Origin of the sequence: Methylocystis sp. ATCC 49242 (assembly GCF_000188155.2) — a bacterium.
GTDB lineage: Bacteria > Pseudomonadota > Alphaproteobacteria > Rhizobiales > Beijerinckiaceae > Methylocystis.
Genome location: NZ_KE124774.1, coordinates 737,309 through 762,913, shown reverse-complemented (window position 1 = coordinate 762,913; position 25,605 = coordinate 737,309). Strand labels below are relative to the sequence as shown.

28 protein-coding genes and 1 tRNA gene are annotated in these 25,605 nt (G+C 64.3%); 14 read left to right on the top strand and 15 right to left on the bottom strand.

Annotated features, from left to right (window positions below; translation table 11 throughout):
* Positions 1-11: 11 nt before the first annotated feature.
* Together pdhA and MET49242_RS05530 are read right to left on the bottom strand one after the other, a co-directional pair.
* Positions 12-1,013: a pyruvate dehydrogenase (acetyl-transferring) E1 component subunit alpha gene (gene pdhA, locus MET49242_RS05535; RefSeq protein ID WP_036281246.1), complete on the bottom strand. Its 1,002-nt coding sequence runs from the start codon at positions 1,011-1,013 to the stop codon at positions 12-14.
* Positions 1,014-1,109: 96 nt separating this feature from the next.
* Complete coding sequence (locus MET49242_RS05530) at positions 1,110-1,889, bottom strand: DUF1499 domain-containing protein (protein WP_036281244.1); 780 nt, start codon at positions 1,887-1,889, stop codon at positions 1,110-1,112.
* Between the two features lie 223 nt (positions 1,890-2,112).
* Here MET49242_RS05530 and MET49242_RS05525 point away from each other — a divergent pair, with 223 nt between their 5' ends.
* From MET49242_RS05525 to MET49242_RS05515, 3 genes are all read left to right on the top strand, one after another.
* Complete coding sequence (locus MET49242_RS05525) at positions 2,113-2,325, top strand: hypothetical protein (RefSeq protein WP_036281242.1); 213 nt, start codon at positions 2,113-2,115, stop codon at positions 2,323-2,325.
* A 54-nt stretch (positions 2,326-2,379) separates the two neighbouring features.
* Positions 2,380-3,276, top strand: a complete 897-nt coding sequence (locus MET49242_RS05520) for a metallophosphoesterase (RefSeq protein WP_036281240.1) — start codon at positions 2,380-2,382, stop codon at positions 3,274-3,276.
* Between the two features lie 71 nt (positions 3,277-3,347).
* The gene (locus MET49242_RS05515) at positions 3,348-3,623 is read left to right on the top strand and encodes a TonB-dependent receptor plug domain-containing protein (protein ID WP_051134467.1); all 276 of its coding nucleotides are present in this window, start codon (positions 3,348-3,350) and stop codon (positions 3,621-3,623) included.
* A 54-nt stretch (positions 3,624-3,677) separates the two neighbouring features.
* On the opposite strand, the gene tuf is transcribed toward MET49242_RS05515, so the two are convergent.
* Both tuf and MET49242_RS25470 read right to left on the bottom strand, forming a co-directional pair.
* Complete coding sequence (gene tuf, locus MET49242_RS05510) at positions 3,678-4,868, bottom strand: elongation factor Tu (protein WP_036281236.1); 1,191 nt, start codon at positions 4,866-4,868, stop codon at positions 3,678-3,680.
* A 133-nt stretch (positions 4,869-5,001) separates the two neighbouring features.
* Positions 5,002-5,349, bottom strand: coding sequence for a hypothetical protein (locus MET49242_RS25470; RefSeq protein WP_036281234.1), 348 nt, complete (start codon positions 5,347-5,349; stop codon positions 5,002-5,004).
* 204 nt (positions 5,350-5,553) lie between these two features.
* On the opposite strand from MET49242_RS25470, the gene MET49242_RS25465 reads away from it, so the two are divergent.
* Entirely contained in the window at positions 5,554-6,678 is a 1,125-nt protein-coding gene (locus tag MET49242_RS25465; protein WP_051134033.1) for a DUF3611 family protein, read from the top strand.
* Positions 6,679-6,704: 26 nt separating this feature from the next.
* Here MET49242_RS25465 and MET49242_RS05495 read toward each other — a convergent pair whose 3' ends face one another.
* The 3 genes from MET49242_RS05495 to MET49242_RS05485 form a co-directional block, all read right to left on the bottom strand.
* On the bottom strand, positions 6,705-6,899 hold the full coding sequence (locus tag MET49242_RS05495) for a hypothetical protein (RefSeq protein ID WP_036281232.1): 195 nt from the start codon (positions 6,897-6,899) through the stop codon (positions 6,705-6,707).
* Between the two features lie 181 nt (positions 6,900-7,080).
* The gene (gene pyrC, locus MET49242_RS05490; protein ID WP_036281230.1) at positions 7,081-8,385 is read right to left on the bottom strand and encodes a dihydroorotase; all 1,305 of its coding nucleotides are present in this window, start codon (positions 8,383-8,385) and stop codon (positions 7,081-7,083) included.
* 68 nt (positions 8,386-8,453) lie between these two features.
* Entirely contained in the window at positions 8,454-9,077 is a 624-nt protein-coding gene (locus tag MET49242_RS05485) for a hypothetical protein (protein ID WP_036281228.1), read from the bottom strand.
* 177 nt (positions 9,078-9,254) lie between these two features.
* On the opposite strand from MET49242_RS05485, the gene ftsE reads away from it, so the two are divergent.
* From ftsE to MET49242_RS05465, 4 genes are all read left to right on the top strand, one after another.
* Positions 9,255-9,917, top strand: coding sequence for a cell division ATP-binding protein FtsE (gene ftsE, locus MET49242_RS05480; protein WP_036281226.1), 663 nt, complete (start codon positions 9,255-9,257; stop codon positions 9,915-9,917).
* A gap of 5 nt (positions 9,918-9,922) precedes the next feature.
* On the top strand, positions 9,923-10,891 hold the full coding sequence (locus MET49242_RS05475; protein WP_051134032.1) for an ABC transporter permease: 969 nt from the start codon (positions 9,923-9,925) through the stop codon (positions 10,889-10,891).
* A gap of 111 nt (positions 10,892-11,002) precedes the next feature.
* On the top strand, positions 11,003-11,680 hold the full coding sequence (locus tag MET49242_RS05470) for a YdcF family protein (RefSeq protein WP_244430721.1): 678 nt from the start codon (positions 11,003-11,005) through the stop codon (positions 11,678-11,680).
* A 67-nt stretch (positions 11,681-11,747) separates the two neighbouring features.
* The gene (locus MET49242_RS05465; protein ID WP_036281225.1) at positions 11,748-12,524 is read left to right on the top strand and encodes a 1-acyl-sn-glycerol-3-phosphate acyltransferase; all 777 of its coding nucleotides are present in this window, start codon (positions 11,748-11,750) and stop codon (positions 12,522-12,524) included.
* Positions 12,525-12,607: 83 nt separating this feature from the next.
* On the opposite strand, the gene thpR is transcribed toward MET49242_RS05465, so the two are convergent.
* Together thpR and MET49242_RS05455 are read right to left on the bottom strand one after the other, a co-directional pair.
* The gene (gene thpR, locus MET49242_RS05460) at positions 12,608-13,177 is read right to left on the bottom strand and encodes an RNA 2',3'-cyclic phosphodiesterase (RefSeq protein WP_036281223.1); all 570 of its coding nucleotides are present in this window, start codon (positions 13,175-13,177) and stop codon (positions 12,608-12,610) included.
* 32 nt (positions 13,178-13,209) lie between these two features.
* Positions 13,210-13,818 (bottom strand): arylesterase, encoded by a 609-nt coding sequence (locus MET49242_RS05455; RefSeq protein ID WP_192815574.1) that lies wholly within the window; start codon positions 13,816-13,818, stop codon positions 13,210-13,212.
* A gap of 102 nt (positions 13,819-13,920) precedes the next feature.
* Here MET49242_RS05455 and MET49242_RS05450 point away from each other — a divergent pair, with 102 nt between their 5' ends.
* The 5 genes from MET49242_RS05450 to MET49242_RS05430 all read left to right on the top strand — a co-directional run bounded on the left by MET49242_RS05450 (position 13,921) and on the right by MET49242_RS05430 (position 20,762).
* Positions 13,921-14,598, top strand: a complete 678-nt coding sequence (locus MET49242_RS05450; RefSeq protein WP_036281222.1) for an ABC transporter ATP-binding protein — start codon at positions 13,921-13,923, stop codon at positions 14,596-14,598.
* Complete coding sequence (locus MET49242_RS05445) at positions 14,598-17,156, top strand: ABC transporter permease (RefSeq protein ID WP_036281220.1); 2,559 nt, start codon at positions 14,598-14,600, stop codon at positions 17,154-17,156. The genes MET49242_RS05450 and MET49242_RS05445 overlap by 1 nt, the downstream gene beginning before the upstream one ends.
* Before the next feature lie 185 nt (positions 17,157-17,341).
* Positions 17,342-18,349 carry a DUF2232 domain-containing protein gene (locus tag MET49242_RS05440; protein WP_084678905.1) on the top strand — a complete coding sequence of 336 codons (1,008 nt, stop codon included), beginning with the start codon at positions 17,342-17,344 and terminating at the stop codon, positions 18,347-18,349.
* Between the two features lie 49 nt (positions 18,350-18,398).
* Positions 18,399-18,962, top strand: a complete 564-nt coding sequence (gene rplI / locus MET49242_RS05435; protein ID WP_036281218.1) for a 50S ribosomal protein L9 — start codon at positions 18,399-18,401, stop codon at positions 18,960-18,962.
* A 288-nt stretch (positions 18,963-19,250) separates the two neighbouring features.
* Complete coding sequence (locus MET49242_RS05430; protein ID WP_036281216.1) at positions 19,251-20,762, top strand: replicative DNA helicase; 1,512 nt, start codon at positions 19,251-19,253, stop codon at positions 20,760-20,762.
* A gap of 99 nt (positions 20,763-20,861) precedes the next feature.
* Here MET49242_RS05430 and MET49242_RS05425 read toward each other — a convergent pair whose 3' ends face one another.
* The 5 genes from MET49242_RS05425 to MET49242_RS05405 all read right to left on the bottom strand — a co-directional run bounded on the left by MET49242_RS05425 (position 20,862) and on the right by MET49242_RS05405 (position 24,147).
* Positions 20,862-21,809, bottom strand: coding sequence for an IS630 family transposase (locus tag MET49242_RS05425; RefSeq protein ID WP_036281214.1), 948 nt, complete (start codon positions 21,807-21,809; stop codon positions 20,862-20,864).
* 200 nt (positions 21,810-22,009) lie between these two features.
* Positions 22,010-22,426: a PRC-barrel domain-containing protein gene (locus tag MET49242_RS05420; protein ID WP_036281212.1), complete on the bottom strand. Its 417-nt coding sequence runs from the start codon at positions 22,424-22,426 to the stop codon at positions 22,010-22,012.
* Between the two features lie 43 nt (positions 22,427-22,469).
* A complete protein-coding gene (locus MET49242_RS05415) occupies positions 22,470-23,528 on the bottom strand; it encodes a MaoC family dehydratase (RefSeq protein ID WP_036281210.1) in 1,059 nt (352 codons plus the stop codon).
* Between the two features lie 3 nt (positions 23,529-23,531).
* Positions 23,532-23,864 (bottom strand): DUF167 family protein, encoded by a 333-nt coding sequence (locus MET49242_RS05410; RefSeq protein WP_036281208.1) that lies wholly within the window; start codon positions 23,862-23,864, stop codon positions 23,532-23,534.
* Positions 23,851-24,147 (bottom strand): YggT family protein, encoded by a 297-nt coding sequence (locus MET49242_RS05405; protein WP_036281205.1) that lies wholly within the window; start codon positions 24,145-24,147, stop codon positions 23,851-23,853. Before MET49242_RS05405 ends, MET49242_RS05410 begins: the two co-directional genes overlap by 14 nt.
* Positions 24,148-24,303: 156 nt before the next feature.
* Here MET49242_RS05405 and MET49242_RS05400 point away from each other — a divergent pair.
* Positions 24,304-24,379 (top strand) — tRNA-Ala (locus MET49242_RS05400).
* Between the two features lie 206 nt (positions 24,380-24,585).
* On the opposite strand, the gene MET49242_RS05395 is transcribed toward MET49242_RS05400, so the two are convergent.
* Positions 24,586-25,005, bottom strand: coding sequence for a hypothetical protein (locus MET49242_RS05395; protein WP_144259477.1), 420 nt, complete (start codon positions 25,003-25,005; stop codon positions 24,586-24,588).
* Positions 25,006-25,605 lie beyond the last annotated feature (600 nt).

Here is a 25,605-nt window from a genome sequence, read left to right as displayed (position 1 = left end):
CGATCACTTCCTCACGCCACCACATCGGTCCAGAGCTCACCGGGATCTGGCTCTTTGTCGCTCACGGCAAAATCCGCCGCCTCTGCGACGATCTTGCGAACCGCGGCGTCGATCTTCTTCAATTCGTCCTCGCTCACGCCGTCGGCCAGGAGGCGAATGCGCACCTGCTCGATCGGATCGTGCTCCTCGCGCATTTTCTGGACTTCTTCCTTGGAGCGATATTTCGCCGGATCCGACATGGAGTGGCCGCGATAGCGGTATGTCTGCACCTCCAGAAGATAGGGGCCGTTGCCCTTACGGCACCAGTCGAGCGCTTCCGCGGCCGCCGCTCGCACGACGCGCACGTCCATGCCGTCGATCTGCTTTCCGGGAATTGCGAAGGCGGCGCCGCGCCTCGAAAAGTCCTTCTGCGCCGAAGCGCGGGCGATCGAGGTGCCCATGGCGTAGCGATTGTTTTCGACGATGAAGAGAACGGGAAGCTTCCACAGCGCCGCCATATTGAAGGTTTCGTAAACCTGCCCCTGATTGGCGGCGCCCTCTCCAAAGAATGTCAACGAAACCCTGTCTTCTCCGCGATAGGCGTTGGCGAAGGCGATCCCCGCGCCAATCGGCGCGGGCGCGCCGACGATGCCATGCCCGCCGAAGAAATTCTTCTCCAGCGAGAACATGTGCATGGAGCCGCCCTTGCCCTTGGAGTAGCCGCCGCGTTTGCCGGCGAGCTCCGCCATGACGCCCTTGGGGTCCATGCCGCTCGCAAGCATGTGTCCGTGGTCGCGATAGCTCGTGGTGAACTGGTCGCCCTCGCGCGCAGCCATCTTCACGCCGACGACGACCGCCTCCTGTCCGATGTACAAATGGCAGAAGCCTGCGATGACGCCCATGCCGTAAAGCTGGCCGGCCTTCTCCTCGAATCGGCGGATGAGCAGCATTTCGCGAAACGCCGCGAGTTCCTCGTCGCGCGTGAAATCCGGTATTGGCTCGGGTGCGCTAGCGCCGTTGCTATCGTTCGCCATCGGCTGTTTCGGGCCTCCCGTCCGTCGCTTCGAGATCGGCCACGACAATACCAAAGTTCCGCATTGAACACGAGTGCGCCCGCTAATCTTTAATGCTCAGCGGCTGTCGAGCTGCGACTGCAATTCTTCTGCGAAGGCGGTAATCCGCCGCGCGTTCGCGCCGAAATCATGTCGGCCATAGCGGGAGGCGGAGCGAATGTCGATGCGCGTCTGCCCGCCCGGCAGGGGTTTCAGGCGCACCGTAATATCCTCGTCGAAACCCAGGACAAGCGTTCGGTCGAGAAAGTCGAGATGCCCCTCGCCAGTCCGGCCACCCGCGGCGCGCTGGTCGATGGGTTTCCAGCCCACCGCCTTGGCGGTCTTTTGCACCAGCGCGAACGCCTCGTCTGAGTCGAGATCGACGACGATCGGTTCGACGTCCGGATAGGCGGAGCGCTGGGCCTCGCGCGCCTTCGCCGGCAGGCCCTGCGGCTGAAAGCCCTTCCGCGCCTGATAGGCCGCACGCGACAGCGAGAAATAGGGTGGATTGGCGATGTCGGTCGAAATATCCGACAGCACCGGCAGACGCATCGCCTCGACGGCGAGATAGGCGGGATAAGCGAGCGTCAGGCAGGCGATGAAGGCCGCGCCGACAGCGGCCCCGACCCCTCGGCGCCCGGTTCGCCAGATGACGTAGCAGGCCGCGCAGAACAGCAGCAGCGAGATGAGCGCCAGCGCCATCGCCGACCCAAGCGCCGCGAGCGCCGAGGGCGGCTCGATGACGTGCAGGCGCGCGAGGATGATCGACATAACCGCCACCGTCGCCGCGAAAATGGCGACGCTGCGGCTCCACAGCGCGGCCTGCGACCATGGCTCCTGCGGAAGTTGTCGGCGCATTCGTCAAAAGCCTCGGGAAGCTCGAGCGCCGCGCTTTTGCGCGACGCCGGCCCGCATTTTTCGCAAATGCGGGAGGAATTGCAACGCCGGAGCGCGGCCGCCAAAAATCGGGAGAACAAAGCGGTAACGCATTTGGCGCGATTAGCACATCATTAACGCGATAAGGACAAATTCGCCTGAAACATTCGCTCCGCGTTATCCGTCACGAGTAACAGAGGCAGCCATGACCGACCAGTTTTCAGTAGAGTTCGACCAGTCCCCGTCGGGCGGCCACCCCCACGATCTCCTCGCGCGCCTCTATCGCGAAATCGGCATCTCCGCCGTCGCGGCCGCGCTCGAAGTCTCGCAATTTCCTCAAAAGCCGGTTGAAGAGCCGGTCAGCCTCGACGATCGCCGCGTTCCGCCGGTTCTGCTGGGCGATCATCTCGCCGCCTGATAGAACGCCTCCTGCCCCGCGCACGGCACAGGCCGCGCCGGCCAGGGATGGGACATGATCAGCCGACGCGATTTCCTGCGCTGGCCAGGCGGGCTTGCGCTCGCCGGGTTGGGAGCCTACTCGGTCCTCATCGAACCGGGCTTCATGCTCGACGTGACGCGCTACCGCGTCACGCCCAAGGGTTGGCCGCATGGGCTGCGGCTGCGCATCGCGGTCATCACCGACCTCCACGCCTGCGAGCCATGGATGCCCGTCTCGCGCATTCGCGAGATCGCACGGGTCGCCAACGCGCTTTCGCCAGACCTTGTCGCGCTGCTCGGCGATTTCGCCGCCGGCACGCATTTGACGACAGGGCCCGTCACGCCCCAGCAGTGGGGCGAAGCGCTCTCTGAACTGAAGGCGCCGCTGGGCGTCCATGCCGTGCTCGGCAATCACGACTGGTGGCATGGGCCGTTGCCGAGCGATCGACCCGACGAAGCCGAAAGCGTTCGTCGCGCGCTGAAGCAGATGGGCGCGCGCGTCTACGAGAACGATGCGCTGCGCCTCACAAAGGATGGTCAACCGTTCTGGTTGCTCGGCCTCGGCGACCAGATGGCGTTTTATCTGGGCGGGAAGATCGGCTGGAAAGGCCACGACAATCTCGACGCGACGCTCGGCCTGCTTACGGACGACGCGCCCGCGATCATGCTGGCGCATGAACCCTTCATTTTCTCCCGCACGCCGAAGCGTGTGGCGCTGACGCTCTGCGGCCATACGCATGGCGGGCAGGTCAACCTGCCTTTCGCGGGGCCGATCGTCGCCGAACTGCGCTGGCGCACCAAGAACATCTACGGGCATTTCATCGAGGACGACCGCCATTTGGTGATCTCGGGCGGGCTCGGCGAGTCGATCCTGCCCGTGCGCTTCATGCGCCCGCCGGAAATCGTGGAAGTGACGGTGGAGGCGGCCTGAGCGTCGACGCCCTATATGAAGCGCGTGACAGGACGACGGCCATGCGCGAAATAGTGATGATATGCGCCCTGATGAGCGCTTCCCTCGCGATCGACGAAGCTTTTGCGAGCCAGAAGCGCCTCTATCGCGGTCAGGCGCAGGCGGGGCGGATCGCGCCCGCCGGTCCGGCGGATGACGGCTATTTCTCGAATTATCTCACCGGGCCGGGCGGGACCAGAACTCCCATCATGGATTACCCCGGCTCGGCGACTGTCATCACGCGCAAGATGATGGACGACATCAACGCCCGAAATATCTGCGATGCGCTGCGTTACGCGCCGGGGGTAACCGTCTCGGGTTGCTGGTAAAGAAAAAAAGCGCGGCGAACCGCGCTTCTTCCAAATTGCATGTGTGGGAGCCGATCACTCGATGATGCTGGCCACGACGCCGGCGCCGACGGTGCGGCCGCCTTCGCGGATGGCGAAGCGCAGCTTCTCTTCCATCGCGATCGGAACGATCAGCGCGACTTCCATCGTCACATTGTCGCCCGGCATGACCATCTCGACGCCCTCGGGAAGCGTCACGATGCCCGTCACGTCCGTCGTGCGGAAGTAGAACTGCGGACGATAGTTCGTGAAGAACGGCGTATGACGGCCGCCCTCTTCCTTCGTCAGGATGTACGCCTCGGCCTTGAATTTCGTATGCGGCTTGACCGAACCCGGCTTGCACAGCACCTGGCCGCGCTCAACGTCCTCGCGCTTCGTGCCGCGCAGCAGGCAGCCCACGTTGTCGCCAGCCTCGCCCTGATCGAGCAGCTTGCGGAACATCTCCACGCCCGTCACCGTCGACTTCACCGTCGGACGGATGCCGACGATCTCCACTTCCTCGCCGACCTTGATCACGCCGCGCTCGATACGGCCCGTCACAACCGTGCCGCGGCCCGAAATCGAGAACACGTCCTCGACCGGCATCAGGAACGGCTGATCCTTCGGACGCTCCGGCTGCGGAATGTAGCGATCGACTTCCTGCATCAGCTTCAGGATCGCGTCGTGGCCGATCTCCGGGTTCTTCGACTCCAGAGCGCAAAGCGCCGAGCCCTTCACGATCGGAATGTCGTCGCCGGGGAAGTCATACTTCGACAGAAGCTCGCGGACCTCGAGCTCGACGAGCTCCAGAAGCTCCGGATCGTCGACCATGTCGACCTTGTTCAGGAACACCACAAGCGCCGGAACGCCGACCTGGCGGGCCAGAAGGATGTGCTCGCGCGTCTGCGGCATCGGGCCGTCGGCCGCCGAAACCACGAGGATCGCGCCGTCCATCTGCGCCGCGCCGGTGATCATGTTCTTCACATAGTCGGCGTGGCCGGGGCAGTCGACGTGCGCGTAATGGCGGTTCTGCGTCTCATATTCGACATGCGCCGTCGAAATCGTGATGCCGCGAGCCTTCTCTTCCGGAGCCTTGTCGATCTGGTCGTAGGCCGTAAACGTCGCGCCGCCCGTCTCCGCAAGAACCTTCGTGATCGCCGCCGTCAACGACGTCTTGCCATGGTCGACGTGTCCAATCGTCCCGATGTTGCAGTGCGGCTTCGTGCGCGAGAATTTTTCCTTGGCCATGGTCCCGTTCCGGTTAGACGCGAAGTCTCAGACGCTTCAGCGCGGCGAGCCTTTAAGGCGGATGGAGAGAATCCGCAAGGGGCATCGCCCACTTTCAGGAAACCCCGCCTGGCGGGCAATGCGCGGAAAGAGGCTACCTGCATCCCTTCTTGCAGCGCACGCCATTGATTTGTGGATCAGTTTCGCCTGCGGTCATCACATCGACGACGACCCCCTTCCGCTTCCAGCGGAAGATGCAATTTCCCAGACCCGTGCCCGCGCAATCCACTGTCTCCGGACGCCCTTCGCAGCGTTGGTCGCCGGGCGGGCATTTGAAGCCTGGGTCCGGCTGATGAACCGGCTTCCAGCCGCCCTTCAACAAAAATTTGCGCGCTGCGGAATAGGACCCGCTGTGAGGGACGCCTGCCGGAGCCTTGGCCATGGCGACAGGAACCAGAGCGAGCGCGGCGGCGCAGACGACTGCGACGGCAAAGGTTTTCACGTCTCAAACGCCCTTGATGCAATTGAAAATTCCGATGATCGTCAACGCATGCAGCGTCTTCGACGCGTGGGGCAACTCCGTCATCGTCGAGATCATCTCCGCTGGCGCCGGGCGCGCTTGCGCCCTATCGTCTACAACAGTTTGCAATGCAGCAGCGCGAGACCTCGAATTCGGTCAGGCGATTTTTTGAAAGGGGATTGTCCAATGGACTCCAATCCGAGGCGCAATATCGCGGCAATCGCGCTTTTCTGGATTTTTCTCGTCCTTTGCGTCGGCGTCCTCGGCGTCGGATGGAGTCTGAACAATCTCCCCGCCGAGGACCAAACCCGCGTCTATCTTGCGGACCTGCATGTGTCGCTCGGCCTCTCGGCGGCGATTCTGCTTCTTGCGCAGTTTCTGCTCGGCGCGGCGCTCCTGCTCGCTGGCGCATTCGAGATTCGCAGCGGACGGCAGACCGTGGCGCTCTGGCTGCGTCGGCTGATTTATGTCGCATTCCTCGCGCTGGTGATTTCTGGAGCGCTCGCCCTGGCCTATCGCGGAGAACAGATCTTCTTTTGGGCTTATCCCCTGCCCTACTGGAATGGCGGCGACCGGTTGCTGGCGGATCTGCTGAAGACCGTTCATGGCTACGCGGCCTATGCGCTGGCCGGCCTGATCATCGCCTATATCGCCTTCACCCTCTTCGACCGGTTCGCCCCCGCGGCTCCTGCCGGCTCGCGGGCGGTCGAGGTTCCCGCTCCGACGACCATCGCCGCCATGATCGCGGACGGTCTGTCGCACAGCTTCGGCTTCTTCGGCGCCACAGCCTTCTGGTTGCAGCTATTGCTCGGCGTCGTTTCAGCCGTGCTTCTTGTCTTCGGATATGTCGGACATACGGTCAGTCCCGACGCCTCCGGTTTCGGGGATGCGATCTACTGGGCGACGGCGGCCATTGGGCTTCTGGCGCTGACGACGATTTTTTCATTTTATTACATGAAGACGGCGGCGCGGATAAGGAACCGGCCGGAACATTACCTCTCCCACCAGAGAGGCATGTCCTTCTGGTTCGTCGGCAGCGGCGGCTTCTTCAATGTCCTCGGCGCGCTCGCGTCCTTTGTGGGCGTCGGACTGAGCGTCGCCCTTCTCATTGGCAAGACGGTGTCGCAACCGCCGGGCATAGCGATCACTGATCCGGTGAAGATCATCCGCGCGCTCGACGTCTTCGTCCTGCTGGTGAATTTCAGCCTGCTGTTCGCTCATTTCGTTGGCCTCGGCGTCGCCGCCTGGCTGATGATCAGCGCGCTGAAATCTCGCCATCAATACGTCGTCGCCACGGAAGCGGGGAAGTAAGGCTTTAGCGATCGAGGCGGACGCGCCTACCGCATCTCGCACCGCACGCGCGCATATTCGCCTTCCTTCACGCCGGTCTCGCCGGCAAGCAGCGCCGCATATTGGCTCGGGACGCCGCACATGACGCTTTCGACCCTCTGCCGGATCACGGCGCGCGCAGTCGCGTCGTTGCAGTTCTCCCGCGCGATCGAAATCGAACAAATGTAGAGGATGACCAGCATGCGGCCTGCCCTCGAGTTGACGCCGAGCCCTTGCCTCAGGCGCGAAAAATTACACTTCCCATAGAGATGCAGCCGTCGGACCGGGCGGCAAGCGCGGAAAGGCGACGAATCCGGCTTGTTTCTCGCCAATCCCCCATGCGGCGTCACGGTGCGCCGCGCGAATACGGGTCAGAGGCTCGCCTCAAACGGCCTCGTGAACAATCTCTCCGTCGACGACCGTCATGTTCACGACCCCTTGCAGCAGCGCGCCGTCGAAGGGCGTGTTGCGGCAGCGTGAGTGAAGTTTGGCGGGATCGACGACGAAGGGCGCGTCGGGGTCGAAGCGGATGAGATCTGCGGGCGCCCCTTTCTGCAGGCGCCCTTGTTCCAGCCCGAGGATTTCCGCAGGGCGCGACGACATTGCCGCCAGCAGGCGCGGCAGCGTCACATCTCCGGAATGCACCAGCCGCATGCCGGCGGCGAGCATTGTCTCGACGCCGATAGCGCCATATTCGGCCTCGGCGAATGGCAGGCGCTTCGTCTCGACGTCCTGCGGATCATGGTCCGAGACGATGACGTCGACGAGGCCCTCGGCGAGCGCGGCGACCAGCGCCTTGCGTTCTTCCTCGTGACGCAGCGGCGGGCGCAGTTTCAGGAAGCTGCGATAATCGCCGATGTCGTTCTCGTTGAGCGTGAGATGATTGATCGACGTTCCGCAGGTGACGGTCAGCCCCGAGTCCTTCGCGGCGCGAAGCGCATCGAGCGACAGCGTGGTCGTGACGATCGCGGAGTGGTAGCGCGCGCCGGTGAGCGCGGCGAGCCGCAGGTCGCGGTCGAGCATGATGGCTTCAGCCTCGCGCGGCACGCCCGAAAGACCAAGCCGAAGCGCGAAATCGCCTTCGTTCATCACGCCGCCGGCGAGATCGGCGTCCTGCGCGAAATGCACGACCAGCGCATCGAAGTCGCGGGCGTAGGCCATCGCGCGGCGCATGACGAGCGCGTTCTTCACCGAGCGCGCGCCGTCGTAAAAGGCAACCGCGCCCGCCTGCTGCAGCAGGCCGAGTTCGGCGATTTCCTTGCCCTCACGCGCCTTGGTGAGCGCCGCCATGGGAAGCACCCGCACGCGGCCCGTGTCGCGAGCGCGGCGCAGCACGAAATCCACGACTGCGGGGTCGTCCACGGCGGGATCGGTGGCGGAGGTGGCGACGAGCGTCGTCACGCCGCCGGCCGCCGCCGCCATTGTGGCGCTGGCGATGGTCTCGCGGTGCTCCGCCCCCGGCTCGCCGACAAAGGCCTGCATGTCGATGAGGCCCGGCGCGATCACCTCGCCCCCGCAGTCGACGACGCGGGCGCCGTCGGGCGCGGTGTCGCGGGTGAGATGCGGGCCGAGATCGGCAATCCGCCCATCCCGGGCAAGAAGGCCGCCGCGAGTCTCGGCCCCCGAGGCGGGGTCGATCAGGCGGGCGTTGACGAAGAGGAGCGGCGCGGACCGGCGATGAAGCGACATGGCGCCTGCTTAGGGCATTTTCGGCGGGTTGGGAATGTGGAGCCGTCGTCGCGGCGGGAGCGACAGCGCTACTTCCTGACGCTTCCCTTGAACGCCGTCGCCGCCTCCTTCGCCTCGTCGAGCTTCGCGAATCTCACCACCACCTGCGAGCCGTCCTCCGGCGGCGACGCCAGCCGTGCGCGGAAGGCGATCTTCTCGCCCGCCTCGAGGCGTGACTTCGGCGCCGGGGAAGTCCATGCGTATCGGTCGAGGCCGTTATCGCCCCGGACAGCCAGCGTCACCGGCGGCACGCGATTCTGCTCACGGCGGATGTTGACGATCTCGCCCTCGATGGTCAGCACGCGGCGCATGCCGTCCATCACGATGCGCGAATGCACGTCGCGAAGCTCCAGCCCGGCGAGATTGACCGGCAACCCGACGGCGCGATAGGCGGCCGCCGTCTGCGGCAGGAGGCGGACGATGCGTTCGCGCATGCCGATCAGCGCCGTGGCGCCAATCGCCACGGCGATCATCGAGGCGAAAACCGGCCAGCGGTCGTGCTTGGTCGCCGCCGGTTCCGGTTTCGCCCATCGGGGCTGGCGCCCCCACATTTCTTCGTAAGTTGGCGCTCGAAGAAATTCGCTCGACGCTTCGGCCGCGATTTCGCGAGCTGGGAGGACCGAATCGAAATCTCTGTCGAAGCCAAGTCTCATGCGACGCGCCCGCTCCCCGGAAGTCTCTGAAAAAACGCGCAGACAAGAAATCATTAACCCCAATTATGGTTAAGAAGTGGTGAACTGCTATTCTCCGCAACTCTGGCGTTCGCCAGATCGTCCTTCACCCCCGGCCGCCGCTCGCCGCGCGGCGCCAACATCCGGAGCGAGCCCACGATGTTGAGCTTCGAGAATGTCGGCCTGCGCTATGGCGTCGGCCCGGAGACCCTTCGCGACGTGAATTTCCAGATAGCGCCGCGCTCGTTCCAGTTTCTCACCGGGCCTTCCGGCGCCGGCAAGACGACGCTGATGCGCCTCATCATCATGGCGTTGAAGCCCACGCGGGGACTGATCAACATCTTCGGCCGCGACGCCGCGACTCTCGACAAGGACGAGATCACGGAGACGCGGCGGCAGATCGGCATCGTTTTCCAGGATTTCCGCCTGCTCGACCACCTTTCGCTTTATGAAAATGTCGCGCTTCCGCTGCGCGTGCTCGGCCGCGAGGAGTCGAGTTACCGCTCGGAAGTGACGGAGCTGCTGCGCTGGGTCGGTCTCGGCGAGCGCAAGCACAGCTTGCCGAATGTGCTCTCCGGCGGAGAAAAGCAACGCGCCGCCATCGCGCGCGCGCTCATCTCGCGGCCAAAACTGCTACTGGCCGACGAGCCCACGGGCAACGTCGATCCGACGCTGGCGCGCCGCATCCTGCGACTATTCGTAGAGCTGCACAAATCCGGCACCGCTGTCGTCATCGCCACCCATGATCTGAGCCTGATGGACCAATATGACGACGCGCGGCGCCTCGTGCTGGCCGACGGCCGCCTGCATGTGTTCGAGTAAGCGCGATGGCCCTGCTCATCAGAAAGCGAGTCCTCACACGCGCGACCGCGTCGACGAACTCCGAGGACGACGTGCCTAACCTGCCGACGCCGCTGGTGCCGGCTGACTCGGTGGCGGGGCGCTCGCTTGTCATCGTCATCGCCATCATGACCTTCCTCGCCGCGCTTGCCGCTGGCGCCGCCCTGCTCGTCGCCGACGCCAGCGCGGAATGGCGCAGGGAAGCAGGCAGCGAGGCGAGCGTGCAGGTGCGTCCGACGCCGGGCCGGGACATCGAGGCCGATCTCAAGAGCGCCGCCGAAATCCTGCAGAAAACCCCCGGCGTGCGTGAAGCACAGGTTTACACCAAGGCCGAGTCCGAGGCGCTGCTCACACCCTGGCTCGGGAAAGGTCTCGATCTGACGGAGTTACCGACGCCGCGCATGATCGTGGTCAAGCTCGATCCCAAGAGCCGTCCGGACCTTGAAAGCCTGCGCACCGAGCTGAACTTCGCCATCCCGAGCGCCGTTCTTGACGACCACCATATTTTCGTCGAACGTCTCGGCGACATGTCCCGCGCCGCCGTTGCGGTCGCGGTGATGATCTTCATCCTCATCCTCGTGACGATGGGCATTGCGGTAGCCTCTGCCACCCGCGCTGCGGTTGCGACGAACCGCGAGATCGTCGAGGTTTTGCACATCGTCGGCGCCGCGGACAATTTCATCGCGCAAGAATTCCAGCGCCGGTTTCTGGCGCTGGGCCTCAAGGGCGCATTGATCGGCGGCGCCGCCGCCATCGCCTTCTTCGCGCTCGCGCAGATGGCGGCGCGCAACTGGCGCGCAACGGCGAGCGCCGATCAAATGCAGGCGATGTTCGGCGATTTCGCGCTTGGGGCCGGCGGCTTCGCCGTCATCCTCATCCTCGCGGGCGCCATTGCGGTGCTGACCGGCTATCTGTCTCAGGTAACCGTGTTTCGCCATTTGCGGCGACTCGGCTGATCACATATTCGCGGAGACCGTGCCATTCGCCGCATTATGACTCTATATGTTCAATCGAATCGGGCCTCGACGCGCGATCGTCTGAAAAACATGGGCTGGAGGAGCGACAAGGTGACGGGGATCGCGCCCGAGAAGGCTGCGGCCGGCGTTGGACGCGCGATTGTCCGCGGAACGCTTTGGCTCCTCGCCGCTACATTGGCCGCTTTCGTCGCCGGCTATGTCGCCTTTGCGCTTTCGCTTGCCCGCCAGGAGCCGATTCTCAAGGTCGAGGCGGAGGCCGTCGTGGCGCTCACCGGCGGATCGGACCGCGTGCTTGACGCTGCGGATTTCCTCGCCCGCGGGCAGGCGAAGCGAATGCTCATCACCGGCGTCAACCGCGCCACCCGCAGCTCCGTCCTCGCCAGAATCCTGCCGGTGTCGCGCGATCTCTTCAATTGCTGCGTCGACCTCGGCTATCAGGCGATGGACACGGCCGGCAACGCCCGCGAGACGCGGGAATGGGCGCAGTCGCGCAACATCACGCGCTCGCTCATTGTCGTGACCTCGAACTATCACATGCCCCGCGCGCTGGTGGAGCTCTCCGCGGCGCTGCCGGACATCAAACTTTACCCATTCCCCGTGGTCAGCGAGCATGTCGACGTCGCCGACTGGGCGACCGACCTCGGCGTCGCGCGGCTCGTCGGCAGCGAATACGTCAAATTTCTCGGCGCGCTTCTGCGAACGAGGCTCAGCCTCCGCGAGGACGACCTGGCGACCGCCCCCCTCAGAAGCAGCGCCTCGCCCGATTAACTCCGCCTTGTTTTATTGGCCGCCGGCGGCGTAAAACGCGCATGCCAACAGCCAAGCGAAAACCGACATGCTCTTCCTGCGCTCGCTCGTCTTCCAGATCGTGTTCTTTGCCAACACCATCGCCCTGATGCTCATCTGGCTGCCGGGCCTCTTCATGCGGCGGCAGGTGTCGCAGGAGCTCGGCCGAACATGGGGCCGAACTTCGCTGTGGCTGCTCGACAAGATTTGCGGCACGAAGATCGAGTGGCGCGGGCTGGAGAACATTACTTCAGGCGCGGTGATCGTGGCCTGCAAGCATCAGTCGACCTGGGACACTTTCGTTCTTCCGATCAAGTTTCCCGATTTCAGCTACATCTTGAAGCATGAGCTCATCTGGCTGCCATTCTTCGGCTGGTATCTTCTTGCCGCCGAGCAGGTTGCAATCGACCGGGCCAAAGGCGGCAAGCTCCTGCCCCAGCTGATCGAGAAATCGAAGAAGATTTTCGCGCAGGGACGTCAGCTCTTCATCTTTCCGGAAGGAACGCGCCGTCCGGTCGGCGCCCCGCCGCAATATAAGGTCGGGATCGCACACCTCTATGACGCGACGAACGTCCCGGTCCTGCCTGTCGCGCTTAATGCCGGCCTGTTCTGGCCGCGCCGCTCCTTCCTGATCTATCCGGGAACGGCGGTGATCGAATTCCTGCCCGTCATCCCGCCGGGCCTGCCGCCGCGCGAATTCTTCCGGCTTTTGCAAAACGAGATCGAGACGGCGTCCAACCGCCTCATCGATGAAGCGGTCGCGAAGGACCCGACAGTGGCGGCGAGACTTGAGCGCAATCGTGCGAAGGCGGCGGAGAAGGCATAGAGCGCATTCGCCGAATTTGCTCTCGCGTCATATCTTGTCGCGCGTTCGAACGGAAAACTGCCTGCTCTTTTCCTTGGCGCGCTCTATGCGCCCATCGCGCGCGTCAGCGCCGGCCGCGGCTCGAGAAGCGGATATTCCGCTTCGACGATGTAAGGCCCGCCGCCGACCGAATCCCGCGAGGAATAGAGCACGAAGCGCTCTGCCGTGAATTTGATCGGCGGGAAATAGCCGCGCGCGCCGAGATAGGCGGCGACGGCCGCCGAGCTCGAGTAGCGCAGACGCGCCAGCGTGACATGCGGGACGAACTTGCGCGGCTCCGGCGGCGCGCCGAGCCGGCGAAGCAGCCGTTCCTGCTCGGCCTGCATCTCCAGCAGCGCCTGATCGGCGCGCGCGCGCGCAACGATGGCGCGCGGCTTGTCGCCGCCGAAGGAATCGAGCTGGTCGAGCGTAACCGTCACTTCGGGCCGCTGGATGAAGGAGAGCGCATTGGCGACGTCCCGCGCGAAAGCGTCATCGACATCGCCGAGGAAGCGCAGGGTGATGTGATAGTTCTCGACGTCGATCCAGCGCGCCCCGGAAAGGCCGCCGCGCAGCCGCGAGAGGCTCTCCGCGACGTGGGGAGGAACTTCGAGGGCCGTGAACAGTCTGGGCATGAGCTCCTCCCCTGTCCGTTACGAATCGCGCGCTATTTCGGGCTCGCCAATCTCGTGGCGCCCATGGATGTCAGAACCTTCTCGATCTGGGGCGCGATCTTCGAGACGATCCTGGCGACGCCGGCCGCATTCGGATGAACGCCGTCGACGAGCAGCGCGGGATGGCCCCAGATGCCTTCGAGGAAGAAGGGAATCATCGTAACCCCATGCTTCTTCGCCAGATCGGGATAAATCGAATCGAAATCCTGTTTGTAAGCTTGCCCCCAATTGGCGCTCGACACCATGGCGGCGAGCATCACAGTCACACCTTTCGACCGCAACGTCGAGATGATCTGGTCCAGATTGGCGCGTGACTTTTTGGGGTCGACGCCGGTCAGCATGTCATTGGCGCCCAGCTCCACGATGGCCATGTCCACCGGCCCCGCCGAGAGCGTGTAATCGAGCCGCGCGAGGCCCCCGGCCGTAGTGTCGCCGGAGACGCCCGCATTGATCATCTCGATGTCGAAGCCGTCGGCGACGAGCCGTCGCTTGAGCTGGGCCGGCAGCGAATCTTCCGCCGTGACGCCCGCGCCGGCCGTGAGGCTGTCGCCGAAGGCGAGGATTCGCAATTGCCCGGCCTGCGCGCTCGCGCTCACGACCATGAGCGTGGCCGCCGCCAGAATTTGGAGCCCGCGCCGGAACAGGCGATAAGACTGATAAAATCCAGGCGTCTTTGAAGGCGCATTGTTCAAGGACAAACCTCCGTGCAACCCGTTATCGAACTCGCCGACGTCGACCTCACGCTGGGCGAAGGCGCCGCTCGAGTCCATGTACTGAAAGGCGTGAGCCTGACCATAGCCCCGGGAGAGACCGTCAGTCTCCTCGGCCCCTCCGGCTCGGGCAAATCGACCCTGCTCATGACCCTCGCCGGTCTGGAGCGCCCCGACGCCGGCGCCGTCAGGATCGACGGGCGCGACCTCGGCGCCATGTCGGAGGACGCGCTGGCGCGTTTCCGTGGCCAGAACATAGGCGTGGTGTTCCAGTCTTTCCAGTTGATCCCCACCATGACGGCGCTGGAAAATGTCGCGGTCCCGCTCGAACTCGCCGGAAAAGCAGACGCTTTCGCCCGCGCCGAGGCGGAGCTGGCGGCGGTGGGTCTCGGCGGGCGCCTTTCGCATTACCCCGCCCAGCTCTCGGGCGGCGAGCAGCAGCGCGTGGCTCTGGCCCGCGCGCTGGCGCCGGACCCGCTGATCCTCGCCGCAGACGAGCCCACCGGCAATCTCGATTCCGAGACGGGCGCGGCGGTCATCGACCTGATCTTCGCCCAGCAGAAGCGGCGCGGGGCGACGCTGGTGCTGGTGACGCACGATCCGAGCCTCGCCGCCCGCTGCGGCCGCCGCGTGCGGCTACGCTCCGGTCGCATCGAAGCGGACGAAGCCTGATGCGCGCCTCTGGTTTCCGCTCCCTGCCCTTCGGCCTGCGCTTCGCCCTGCGCGACCTTCTGGGCGACCCGCGCGGCTTCGGGATCTTCATCGCCTGCATCGTGATCGGGGTTGGGGCGATTTCGGGCGTCTCGGGCCTCTCGCGCTCGCTGGCGCAGGGGCTCGCCCGCGAGGGCCGCACGATCCTCGGCGGCGACGTCTCCTTCAGCCTCGTGGCGCGGGAGCCTTCTCCCGAGCAGCGCGCCTATTTCGCGGCGCGCGGACGTCTTTCCGAAATCTCTCTCATGCGCGCCATGGCGCGGCGCGACGACGGCGAAGCGGCGATGGTCGAGATCAAGGCCATAGACCCGGCGAGCTACCCCGCCTTCGGGGCGGTCGAGACGGAGCCTGCTCTCCCGCTCGCCGAAGCGCTGGCGGAACGCGATGGCGTCGCCGGGATAATCGTCGATCCGATGCTTCTCGCGCGCCTCGACGCGAGGCTCGGCGACACGCTGATGATCGGCAATTCGCGCGTGCAGCTGCGCGCTAAGCTCGTGAGCGAACCCGACAAGCTCGCGGGCGGCGTCGGCCTCGGACCACGCGTGCTGATGTCGAGACGCGCGCTCGTCGACGCCGGGCTGGTCACGGCCGGTTCGGTTGTCCGCAATGTCACGCGCGTGACCCTGATCGGTAACGCAAGCGACGAGGCGGTAAAGGCTTTCAGGACGGAAGTCGAAACCGCCTTTCCTCAGGCGGGCTGGGAGACGAGAACGCGCGACGCCGTCTCCCCGCAATTCACCCGCAATCTCGAACGCTTCACGCAATTGTTGACGCTCGTTGCGTTGACGGCGCTGGTTGCGGGCGGCGCCGGCGTAGCCAACGCCGTGCATGGTTTCGTGGAGCGCAAGCGGACCCAATTCGCCGTCCTGAAGGCGCTGGGCGCGACGGGTTCGCGCGTCTTCGCCATCGCGCTGGCGCAAGTGCTGGCGGCGGCCTCCTTCGCGATCATTCTCGGCCTCGCGGTCGGCGCAGTGATCCCATGGGCGGCGTCGGAGGGATTGCGGCAGGTCGCGGAGCTCCCGGTGTCCGCTGCGCTCGACGCGCGCGGCGCGGCGTTCGGCGCGCTTTACGGGCTGCTGGTGACGCTGATCTTCTCGCTCGTCCCGTTGGGCCGCGCACATGAAATTCCCGTCGCCGCGCTTTTGCGCGACGACCCGCGCGGCGCGAAGCTCACGCGTTACCGCGTGGGCGCCTGGGCCGCCGGCGTCGCCCTGACCGCGCTGGTGATTCTTTCCGCCTCGGACCTCAAGCTCGGCGTCTTCTATCTCGGCGCGGCGATCATCGCCTTCGGCCTGCTGCGCGGCGCGGCGTGGCTCACCATGCGGATCGCCCGCGCCCTGCCCCGCCCGCGCGACGCCAGGTTGCGGCTCGCGCTCGCCAATATTTGGCGGCCGAAAAGTCTCACGCCCGCTCTGATCGTCTCCATCGGACTTACGCAAACGTTGCTCATCGCGCTCGCTTTGGTCGAGGGCGCGATCCACAATGAACTCGCCCGCGCGGACGCGGGCGAAATTCCGAATTTCTTCTTCATAGACGCGCCGAAGGCGCAGGCGGCGGAATTCCGCGCCTTCCTCGCCGAACAGGCGCCGGCGGCGCATATCGCGCATGTGCCGATGATGCGCGGCCGCATCGTCGCGGTGAAGGGCGTCCCCGTCGAAAAACTCGCCGTGAACGACGAGGCGAAATGGGCGCTGGAAGGCGACCGCGGTGTGACCTTCTCGGCGAGGCTTCCGGAAAATTCCCAGATCGTCGCCGGCGAATGGTGGCCGGCCGACTACGCCGGACCGCCACTCGTATCGCTCGAGGCGAAGATCGCAGAAGGGATGAGCCTCGGCATTGGCGACGACATAAAGGTGAATGTCCTCGGCCGTGAAACAATCGCGAAAGTCGCAAGCCTGCGCAAGGTGGACTGGCGCAGCTATGGAATCAATTTCGTGATGGTGTTCTCGCCCAACGTCTTCGCCGGCGCGCCCTACACCGAGCTGTTCACCATCGCCTATGGCGCGCCGTCCATCGCGGCGCGCGACGCCATGGACGCGAAAATTGCCCGCGAGACGGCGAAGCGCTTTCCGATGATCGTCTCGGTCAGGGTCAAGGAGGCGATCGCCGCCATCGACAAGATTGCCGGACAGCTGGCGCTCGCCGCCCGCGCGGCGGCGGGGCTCGCCATCGTGACGGCGATTCTCGCGCTCGCCAGCGCGGTCGCAAGCGGCCAGCGCGCCCGCCTGCACGACGCAGTGGTGCTGAAGACGCTTGGCGCGACGCGCGGCTGGCTCGCCGCGGCCTATGGGCTGGAGTTCGGACTTGTCGGACTCGTCGCCTCGTTCATCGCGCTCGCCGCCGGCGCCGCAGCGGCCTATGTGATGACAACCTTCCTGATGAAATTCGACTTCGTCTTCCTGCCGGGAACGATCGCGCTGACGACGGCTGCGACGCTGGCGGTCACGATCGGGCTTGGTTTGGCGGGCACATGGCGCGTTCTCTCGCGGCGCCCGGGCCCGGAATTGCGCGAATTGTGATGCTCGAGCATCGGCAAGACGAAATTTGAAATCCGGAACCGCCGCGCAGGCAAGAAGGTCATCCGCGCCCTTGCCCTTCGCCTCGCTCCGGCATAAAAGCTGATGCGCGCCGCCGGCCGAAGGGTCGTCCCGGCGCTTTTTGGCTTTCCCGCGCTTCATTGCGGGGGCGCCTCGAAACCCGGAAAATGACGTCCGTGCCCGACAAAAGCGTGTTCTCCTGGCAGAATATCGGGATTTCGATCCTCGGCGGAATCGCGGCGGCCGCGATTTTCGCAGTGGTCGCGCGCGGCGGATTTGGCGGACTGCTCTTCGCGCATCTCGCGCCGCTGCCCCTGATGATCGTCGCGCTCGGCTTCGGCGTGCGCCACGGCTTCTCCGCCGCGATCGTCGCGACGGTGATCCTGTCCATCTGGCTGCATCCCGTCATCGGCATGGCCTATGCGCTCCTGGTCGCCGGCCCCGGCTGGTTCGCCGCCTATGTCGCCGCGGGCGCCCCGCGCGGCCGCCGCGATCTGGTCACCGCGCATGTTTCGAGCTGGGCCTCGCTTGCCCCCGCCACCGTCCTTGCGACCGCCATTTTGCTCTGGATCATCGTCGCGACTATCAGCTTCGGCTCCATCGACGAGGCGCTGAACCCGATCCGCGCGCGCGCCTTCATCCTCCTCGACGCGATGGTCAGGGAGAAGGAGCTCTCCGACAAGATCAATCCCACGGAGCTTTCAGGGTCAGTCGCCCGCGCCGTGCCGGCCTTCCTCGCAGCCTATGGCCTGCTCATTCACATCGCGAATCTCTGGATCGCCGCCCGGCTGGCGCAGGCGTCCAGCCTCCTGACCCGCCCCTGGCCGGACATCGCGACGGATTTTCACCTGCCCCGCGCGGTGGGCGGCGTCTTTCTGAGCGGCCTCGTGATGACGCTGTTCAGCGGTCCGTCCGGCGCAATGGGGCTCGTGCTCGCCATGACCATGGGCCTGCTGCTGGCGCTTCAGGGTCTTGCCGTCGTCCATATTATGGTTCGCGGCTCCCGGTCGAGCGCGCTGGTGCTCTCGATCATCTACTTCATGCTCGGCCTGCTCGGATGGCCGATCGTGCCGCTGGCGGCGCTCGGGGCCGCCGACCTCTTTTTCAACTATCGCGACCGGAAAACGGCCGCTGCGCCGGCTCAGCCGCAAAAACCGGCGGAAAAATCGGATTGACTTCGTCCCGATTTTCCTGACAAAGCGCACAACCTTCGGAGACAAGAACATGGAAGTCATTCTGCTGGAACGCGTGGCCAAGCTTGGCCAGATGGGCGACACGGTGCGCGTGCGCGACGGCTACGCCCGCAATTTCCTTCTCGCCCGGGGCAAGGCTCTGCGCGCCACCGAAGGCAACAAGAAGCAATTCGAGACGCAGCGCGCCCAGATCGAGGCCCGCAATCTCGAAGCCAAGAAGGAAGCTGAAGCCGTCGCCGAGAAGCTCGACGGCCAGAGCTTCATCATCATCCGCCAGGCTGGCGAGAGTGGCCATCTCTATGGCTCGGTCGCCACGCGCGACATCGCCGACGCCGCGACGGCTGGCGGCTTCTCGCTGAACCGCAATCAGATCGTTCTGACGCATCCGATCAAGGCGCTTGGCCTGCATGCGGTTCCGGTGCATCTGCATCCGGAAGTCGACGTCAAGATCATGATCAACGTCGCGCGTTCGGAAGAAGAGGCCGAGCGTCAGGCGCGCGGCGAGTCGATCACGACCCGTGAAGAGACCTCGATGGACGATCTCGGCCTCGAAGTCGGCGCCGCCCTGGCCGAAGCCGGCGACGTCGAGCTGTAAGAGCTTTAGAAATCCTCGACAATTCTGGCCCGGCGGTCGTGCGACCGCCGGGTTTTCTTTTTTGGCTCGCGCGCTTCGATTCGGCGTACGATGCAAGAGCGATTCGTCATAGGCACCGAGATTCTTTTCCCGCCATGTGGAAAAGACTCGCAAGTCGGGGCAAGGGAACGAAGCGTTAAGTCAAGTCTGGCGCGGAGGGTCGGACTCATGCGATGGTTGACCCATTCCGGACGGCTTCCGCGTCGCGTCTGAAAGCCGAGGAAGAACAACTCGCTAGAATCGAGAACCATGCCTCCAATCGAACAATTGGCGGGTCGGCGCGCTTTTCAGGTCGCGCAGCCCGAGACGCCCGCCTATCGCACGCCGCCCCACAATATCGAGGCGGAACAGGCGCTGCTTGGCGCCATCCTCGTCAACAATGACGCCTTCGACCGAGTGTCGGATTTCCTGCGGCCCGAGCATTTCTCCGAGGAGCTGCATCGTCGCATCTTCGAGGTCGCGGGGCAGCTCATCCGCGCCGGCAAGCTCGCGACCGTCGTCACGCTGAAAACCTTCCTCGCGGAAATCGAACTGCCGGCCGGCGTGACGATTCAGGCCTATCTAGCGCGACTCGCCGCCGAGGCGACGACGATCATCAACGCCGAAGACTATGGCCGCATCGTCCACGATCTCGCGACGCGGCGCGACCTGATCGCCATCGGCGAGGACATCGTCAACACGGCATATGATTCGCCGATCGACGCCACCCCGCGCGCGCAGATCGAGGAGGCCGAGCGCAAGCTCTATTCGATCGCCGAGACCGGCCGTTACGACGGCGGCTTTCAGCGCTTTTCGGATGCGCTCGTCATCGCCATCGACATGGCCAACAGCGCCTATATGCGCGACGGCCATCTTTCCGGCATTGCGACGGGGCTGATCGATCTCGACGAGAAGATGGGCGGGTTACAAAAATCCGATCTCATCATCGTCGCGGGCCGTCCCGGCATGGGCAAAACGGCGCTCGCAACCAACATCGCCTTCAACATCGCCAAGGCCTATCAATACGAGACCGAGCCCGACGGTTCGCACAAGACGATCAACGGCGGCATTGTCGGCTTTTTCTCGCTCGAAATGTCCGCCGAGCAATTGGCGACCCGCGTGATCGCCGAACAATCCGGCGTGCCGAGCTACAAGATCCGCCGCGGCGACATCAATGAGGACGATTTCCGCCGCATCACCGACGCCGCGCGCGAGATGCAGAGCATTCCCTTCTACATCGACCAGAGCGGCGGCATTTCCATCGCGCAGCTCACCGCGAGAGCGCGGCGCCTGAAACGCCAGAAGGGACTCGACCTGCTGGTGGTGGATTACCTCCAGCTTCTCGCCGGATCGAAGTCGCGCGACGCCAATCGCGTGCAGGAGCTCACCGAAATCACGACGGGCCTGAAAGCTTTGGCGAAAGAGCTGAATGTCCCGGTGATCGCGCTGTCCCAGCTTTCGCGTCAGGTGGAGGCGCGCGACGACAAGCGCCCGCAGCTCTCGGACCTTCGCGAATCCGGCTCGATCGAACAGGACGCCGACGTGGTGCTCTTCGTTTATCGCGAGGAATACTACCTGCGTAACCGCGAACCGCGCGAGGGCACGGAAGAGCACATCAACTGGATGGCCGAGATGGAGCGCGCCCATGGCCGGGCCGAGGCCATCATCGGCAAGCAGCGCCACGGCCCCACGGGCACGGTGCCGCTCGCCTTCGAGGCCGAGGTGACGCGATTCTCCAATCTCGCGGACGAGGACAAGCTGCCGGCGCGGATGGGGGATTGACGACGCTCGATCCTGAGACGCAATGGCCGGGCTTGTCCCGGCCATCGACTCGATCGGGGCGCCAACCCCGCAGAGCGTAAATTTGCGATTTAGAGCGTTTCATATTTTGACGGAAGCGTATCCTGCGTTTGTGAAGTAGTTGCTGCATTCTTGTGGTTGGATGTCTTTTGCGAGGCGTCCGATCTGTCGCCAGGTTTCATCGATGGTTCGCTGCTGCGCCTGTCGCATCCAGTGTTTGAGCTTGGAAAAGGTCTGTTCGATTGGATTGAGGTCGGGCGAATAGGGCGGCAGAAACCACAGTCTGGCTCCGGCGGCGCGGATCGCGCGTCGCACCGCCTCGCCCTTGTGACTGCCGAGATTGTCCATAATGACAATATCGCCCTGCTTAAGCGCGGGGACGAGTTGTTGTTCGACATAGGCGCGGAAACACGCGCCGTTGATTGGCCCGTCGAAGACGCAGGGCGCGTCGAGACGATCGCAGCGCAGCGCGCCGAGAAAGGTCAACGTGCGCCAATGGCCGTGCGGCGCGAGGCCGCGCAAGCGCTTGCCCTTGGGGCCCCAGCCGCGCAGCGGCGTCATGTTCGTCTTGATCCAGGTCTCGTCGATGAAGACCAGCCGCCTGGGATCGAGGCGCGCTTGCAGCGATTGCCAGCGCTTGCGCCGTCGCGCAATGTCAGCGCGGCCTTGTTCGAGCGCCAGCAGCGTTTTTTTGAACCGCAGCCCCTCGCGGCGCAGGAACATCCAAATGGCGTTGTGCGAAACCTTGACCCCGCGCGCCAGCAGCTCGTCCTTGAGGCCATGCAACGTCAAATGCGGCGTCTGCGCCAGACGCTCGACAATGAAAGCGCGATGCGGCTCCAGCACGCGCTTGCGATAGCCGCCCATTTTTGCCGGCGCGACCGAGCCCGTCTCGCGCTGGCGCTGCGACCACTTCACGACCGATGACACGGCCACGCCAAAGCGCAAAGCCACGGCGCGGCAACTCTCGCCAGCCAAAACCGACGCAACCACACGCTCTCGAAGATCATTGGAGAGAGGTCGAACCATTGGATGCTGGCCTCCGCCCAGCCAGCATCTTGAATCACACTCCTGCTAAAACAGGAATCCCTCCCGATTCAGAAATACAGGGAAATGCTCTAGCTTTTCGGCTTGCGCCTAGCATCCCGGCGAAGACTGGCGGCGCGGGCGGTTTCAATTTGGCGCGCGGGTGCGGGCCTCCTCGCGCCTCATGTCGCAAGCGACTCAAATCACTCCGGATTCCACACGCCCATCTGCTTGTCGAACTTGTAGCCGACAGCCTTTTTCAAAATGTCCTTCGTCGTGTTGATGGTCAGCCACGACTTGTTGTTCTTCGCCGTGAAAGTGATGGCAGTCACCGGCACGGCGACATGTTTCGCCCCCACGCCGAGGAAGCCGCCGACATTCAGCATCACGGCGTTGATCGAACCATTCGCGTCGAACAGCATGTCGGTGATCGCGCCAACCTTCTTTTCCGACGGGTCATAGACCGGCTTGCCATACCAGGCCGACACGACCGAGCCGTAGCTCGGCAATTTATCCAGCGGCACGACGAGGACGTCGATCGACTGTACCTCGGCCCGGACAGGCTGCGCGGTCGCGACGGAAAACGCGAGCATTACGGCGACGAGAGAAGCCTTGAACATACAATCCTCCTCAAATTACGCCGCGATGCGCGCGCGTCGGGGCTTACCTAGGCAACACCGCCCAGTAATCGAGGTCAAGCAGCACGGCCGGGTCCGGCTTGCCGTCGGCGCCGTTCAGCGGGAAATCGGCGCAGGGCTTGTCCTTGGTCGCGACGAGACGCATGCGCAGCGCGCCGATGTCGCTGCGGCCGGGTATTTCCGCCTTGTCCAGCACCTCGCTCCAGGCGAAGACGGTGCCGCCGGCGAACAGCGGATTGACGTGCCGGCCGCCATTCACCGCCGAGATGTGGAAGACGTTCTCGAGGCCATTGAAGGAGAGAGCGCGCGCCAGGGAAATCACATGGCCGCCGTAGATAATGCGCTTTCCGAAACGTCCCTGCGCCTCGTAATACTGGTTGAAGTGGACCTTCGAGTTGTTCTGGTAGAGGCGCGTGGCGAGCTGATGCTCGGCTTCCTCCACCGTCATGCCGTCGATGTGGTCGATCTTCTCACCCTTCTCGTAATCGCCCCAGAAGAACGGCGAGCCGGCGAGCGCCTTGTCGTAAGCCGCGACATTGATCGCCGGCACGGCCTTGCCGAGCTCGGACGGCGCAACGGCCTTGGGCAGATCGGGGATCACTTCGGGGCCGACGGGCGCGTTCTTGTCGCGCTTCTTCACCATCACCCAGCGGGCGTAGGAGAGCACGGTCTCGCCGCGCTGATTCTTGCCAGTCGTGCGCACATAGACGACGCCGGTCTCCTTGTTGGAGTTCTCCTTGAGGCCAATGACCTCCGAGGTCGCGTCGAGCGTGTCGCCGGGGTAGACGGGCGTAAGAAATTTGAAATCCGCGTAGCCGAGATTGGCGATGGCGTTGAGCGACACGTCCGGCACGGTCTTGCCGAGCACGAGGTGAAACACCAGCATGTCGTCGATGGGCGCATCCTGATAGCCGATCGCCTGCGCGAAAGCCTTGGAGGACTGCACGGCGAAACGCGGCAGATAAAGCGCAGTGTAAAAGGCGACTTCGCCCGTCGTCACGGTACGCGGCGCAGCGTGGCGCAGCACCTGACCGATTTTGAAATCCTCGAAGAAATTGCCGACGTTGATCTTGGACTTGCTCATCTCTCAGCCACTTGTTGGCGCCAGCTTCGCCAGCGCGTCGAGGTAGGTCGCGGAATCGCCCGCAATGAAAATCTTCTTCACGCGGCTCGTCTCGCCGGAGCGAATCGACACCGCGTTTTTTGGCGCGCGCAGCGCCTTCGCGATCAGTTCGATCAACGCCGCATTGGCGCGACCGTCTTCGGGCGCGGCCCGCACCCGCGCCTTCAGCACGGCGCGGCCGTCCGAGAGCGTCTCGACGCCCTCGATGGCGTCCCGGCCGCCCTTGGGAGTCAGCCGCAGCCAGACCGCGACGCCCCCGGTCTCGGGCGACCAGGGCGCCGGCTTATCTGAGGACAAGTCCGCCGCCGGCGCCGCTCACCAGATCGGCAAGGAACTGCAGACCAAGCAGCAGGATGATCGGAGAAATGTCGAGCCCCCCGAGGCTCGGCAGCACCGAGCGAATCGGCCGCAGAAGAGGCTCCGTCAGCGCGTTGAGCGCCTTCCAGATCGAATAGGCCGCCTGCGAGCGCATGTTCACCACGTCGAATGCGATGAGCCAGGACATGACGGCCATGGCGATCACGACCCACCAGTAGAGGTTGATGATCGTGACGAGAAGATTGACCACTGCGTAAGACATCTTGGAGGCCCGGCGAATATGGAAGACGGCGGATTGTCTAGCCTCCCTGCCCCGGCGCGGCAATCCTTTCTAAAAAGATGCGCGCCGAACGCGATCAAAAAATGCGTGAGGCGATTGACAGGAAAAGACGCGCCGTGTACCCACCGCCCTCGGAACGGGGCTGTAGCTCAGATGGGAGAGCGCTGCAATCGCACTGCAGAGGTCGGGGGTTCGAATCCCCCCAGCTCCACCAAAGAAATCAAAAACTTGGTGAGAGAGTTCCAATCGCGGCGGCGCCGCGAGGAGACTGTCGGCGCGCGCTGATCGCCGCAACGCCCGGCGCGTTGCGCACTGCGGGCCGATCCAGCGTCTCCGTCCGGATCAGCTCGCTCTCCGACAGTCTCGAACGGACCGCGCCCCTGCGCCGACAAGGTCGACCTCAGGGATTAGCCGAAGACATCATTGCCTCTCGAGACGAATGTTGTAGACGGCCACGACGGCGTCGCCGGTCGTGTCGGTCAGGGTGACGACGTTCCCGTTCGCGGATGACGCATAGTGATAACGCCGCCCGATATTGGTCGTGATGGCGCCCGTGCAGGAAGCGGGGTTGAAAACATTCGCGAACGCCGTGAACGAATAGGTCGCGCTGAAGACGCCGGCCCCGGCCGCCTCTCCGACCTGATACATCAGGCCATCGCCGGCGGGCGATATTGAAACGCTCGTTTCGAAAGCGACCCAGTCGATGACTGTTCGATTAGTTCTATTGACATGCTGACCCGCCGCCGAGCCTGTGTATTTCCCCGCGGGCTTCACGCACAACGCATGGGCGGAGCTGGCCGCAAGCAAGAGAGCGCTCAAAGAGACAAGAAATTTACGCATGTAATCCTCCCGACTTCCCAATTCCGAGGGCCAAAACCGGGGCGGCTCGCTTCGGGTCGCCCGCATTGCCGCCGCGCGGAGGCTTTCGACGTCAACAAAACTATCCCGAGAATCCCCCCCCCTCCGCTCGCGCGGCCGCACCGGATGTGACGCCGCAGATGACGTCAAACGCCGCACCCCGCGGATGTATATAATTGTGCTTCGTTCTCGATAAGCCAAGCGACAACCGGTCACATGCGACACATTGCATGGAAAACATATGCGGAAATCACCGGAGCCGGTTCGCAATCGCTCACGCGACTCGCATCGCGATTTCCGGCGGCAGCTTCACTTTTTGCCGCTTCATTTGCGCCGCGCGGTTCACGACCTGCGCGCGCCGATAGCTCCCGCGTCGTCGCCCGGCCGACAATGCTGACGCGCAATATCGAAGCGCGTGCATCGCTTGTTTATGAAATAATGAACGGAGGCTTTGGTGACAATCGCGTTCGACAGCCCGCCGGTTGCGGGATCGCGCAAGCATTGCCGCGCCGCTCCGGGAAATATACTCTTCATCCTGCAAGACGGGACGAGGCACCCGCCGCCGTCCAAAACGGACCGTTC

Bases quoted from the DNA above. Each gene is read 5' to 3' on its own strand.
- pdhA (WP_036281246.1), bottom strand. From the start codon at position 1,013: ATGGCGAACGATAGCAACGGCGCTAGCGCACCCGAGCCAATACCGGAT.
- MET49242_RS05530 (WP_036281244.1), bottom strand. From the start codon at position 1,889: ATGCGCCGACAACTTCCGCAGGAGCCATGGTCGCAGGCCGCGCTGTGG.
- MET49242_RS05525 (WP_036281242.1), top strand. From the start codon at position 2,113: ATGACCGACCAGTTTTCAGTAGAGTTCGACCAGTCCCCGTCGGGCGGC.
- MET49242_RS05520 (WP_036281240.1), top strand. From the start codon at position 2,380: ATGATCAGCCGACGCGATTTCCTGCGCTGGCCAGGCGGGCTTGCGCTC.
- MET49242_RS05515 (WP_051134467.1), top strand. From the start codon at position 3,348: ATGAGCGCTTCCCTCGCGATCGACGAAGCTTTTGCGAGCCAGAAGCGC.
- tuf (WP_036281236.1), bottom strand. From the start codon at position 4,868: ATGGCCAAGGAAAAATTCTCGCGCACGAAGCCGCACTGCAACATCGGG.
- MET49242_RS25465 (WP_051134033.1), top strand. From the start codon at position 5,554: ATGGACTCCAATCCGAGGCGCAATATCGCGGCAATCGCGCTTTTCTGG.
- MET49242_RS05495 (WP_036281232.1), bottom strand. From the start codon at position 6,899: ATGCTGGTCATCCTCTACATTTGTTCGATTTCGATCGCGCGGGAGAAC.
- pyrC (WP_036281230.1), bottom strand. From the start codon at position 8,385: ATGTCGCTTCATCGCCGGTCCGCGCCGCTCCTCTTCGTCAACGCCCGC.
- MET49242_RS05485 (WP_036281228.1), bottom strand. From the start codon at position 9,077: ATGAGACTTGGCTTCGACAGAGATTTCGATTCGGTCCTCCCAGCTCGC.
- ftsE (WP_036281226.1), top strand. From the start codon at position 9,255: ATGTTGAGCTTCGAGAATGTCGGCCTGCGCTATGGCGTCGGCCCGGAG.
- MET49242_RS05475 (WP_051134032.1), top strand. From the start codon at position 9,923: ATGGCCCTGCTCATCAGAAAGCGAGTCCTCACACGCGCGACCGCGTCG.
- MET49242_RS05465 (WP_036281225.1), top strand. From the start codon at position 11,748: ATGCTCTTCCTGCGCTCGCTCGTCTTCCAGATCGTGTTCTTTGCCAAC.
- thpR (WP_036281223.1), bottom strand. From the start codon at position 13,177: ATGCCCAGACTGTTCACGGCCCTCGAAGTTCCTCCCCACGTCGCGGAG.
- MET49242_RS05455 (WP_192815574.1), bottom strand. From the start codon at position 13,818: ATGGTCGTGAGCGCGAGCGCGCAGGCCGGGCAATTGCGAATCCTCGCC.
- MET49242_RS05445 (WP_036281220.1), top strand. From the start codon at position 14,598: ATGCGCGCCTCTGGTTTCCGCTCCCTGCCCTTCGGCCTGCGCTTCGCC.
- MET49242_RS05440 (WP_084678905.1), top strand. From the start codon at position 17,342: ATGACGTCCGTGCCCGACAAAAGCGTGTTCTCCTGGCAGAATATCGGG.
- rplI (WP_036281218.1), top strand. From the start codon at position 18,399: ATGGAAGTCATTCTGCTGGAACGCGTGGCCAAGCTTGGCCAGATGGGC.
- MET49242_RS05430 (WP_036281216.1), top strand. From the start codon at position 19,251: ATGCCTCCAATCGAACAATTGGCGGGTCGGCGCGCTTTTCAGGTCGCG.
- MET49242_RS05425 (WP_036281214.1), bottom strand. From the start codon at position 21,809: ATGGTTCGACCTCTCTCCAATGATCTTCGAGAGCGTGTGGTTGCGTCG.
- MET49242_RS05420 (WP_036281212.1), bottom strand. From the start codon at position 22,426: ATGTTCAAGGCTTCTCTCGTCGCCGTAATGCTCGCGTTTTCCGTCGCG.
- MET49242_RS05415 (WP_036281210.1), bottom strand. From the start codon at position 23,528: ATGAGCAAGTCCAAGATCAACGTCGGCAATTTCTTCGAGGATTTCAAA.
- MET49242_RS05405 (WP_036281205.1), bottom strand. From the start codon at position 24,147: ATGTCTTACGCAGTGGTCAATCTTCTCGTCACGATCATCAACCTCTAC.
- MET49242_RS05395 (WP_144259477.1), bottom strand. From the start codon at position 25,005: ATGCGTAAATTTCTTGTCTCTTTGAGCGCTCTCTTGCTTGCGGCCAGC.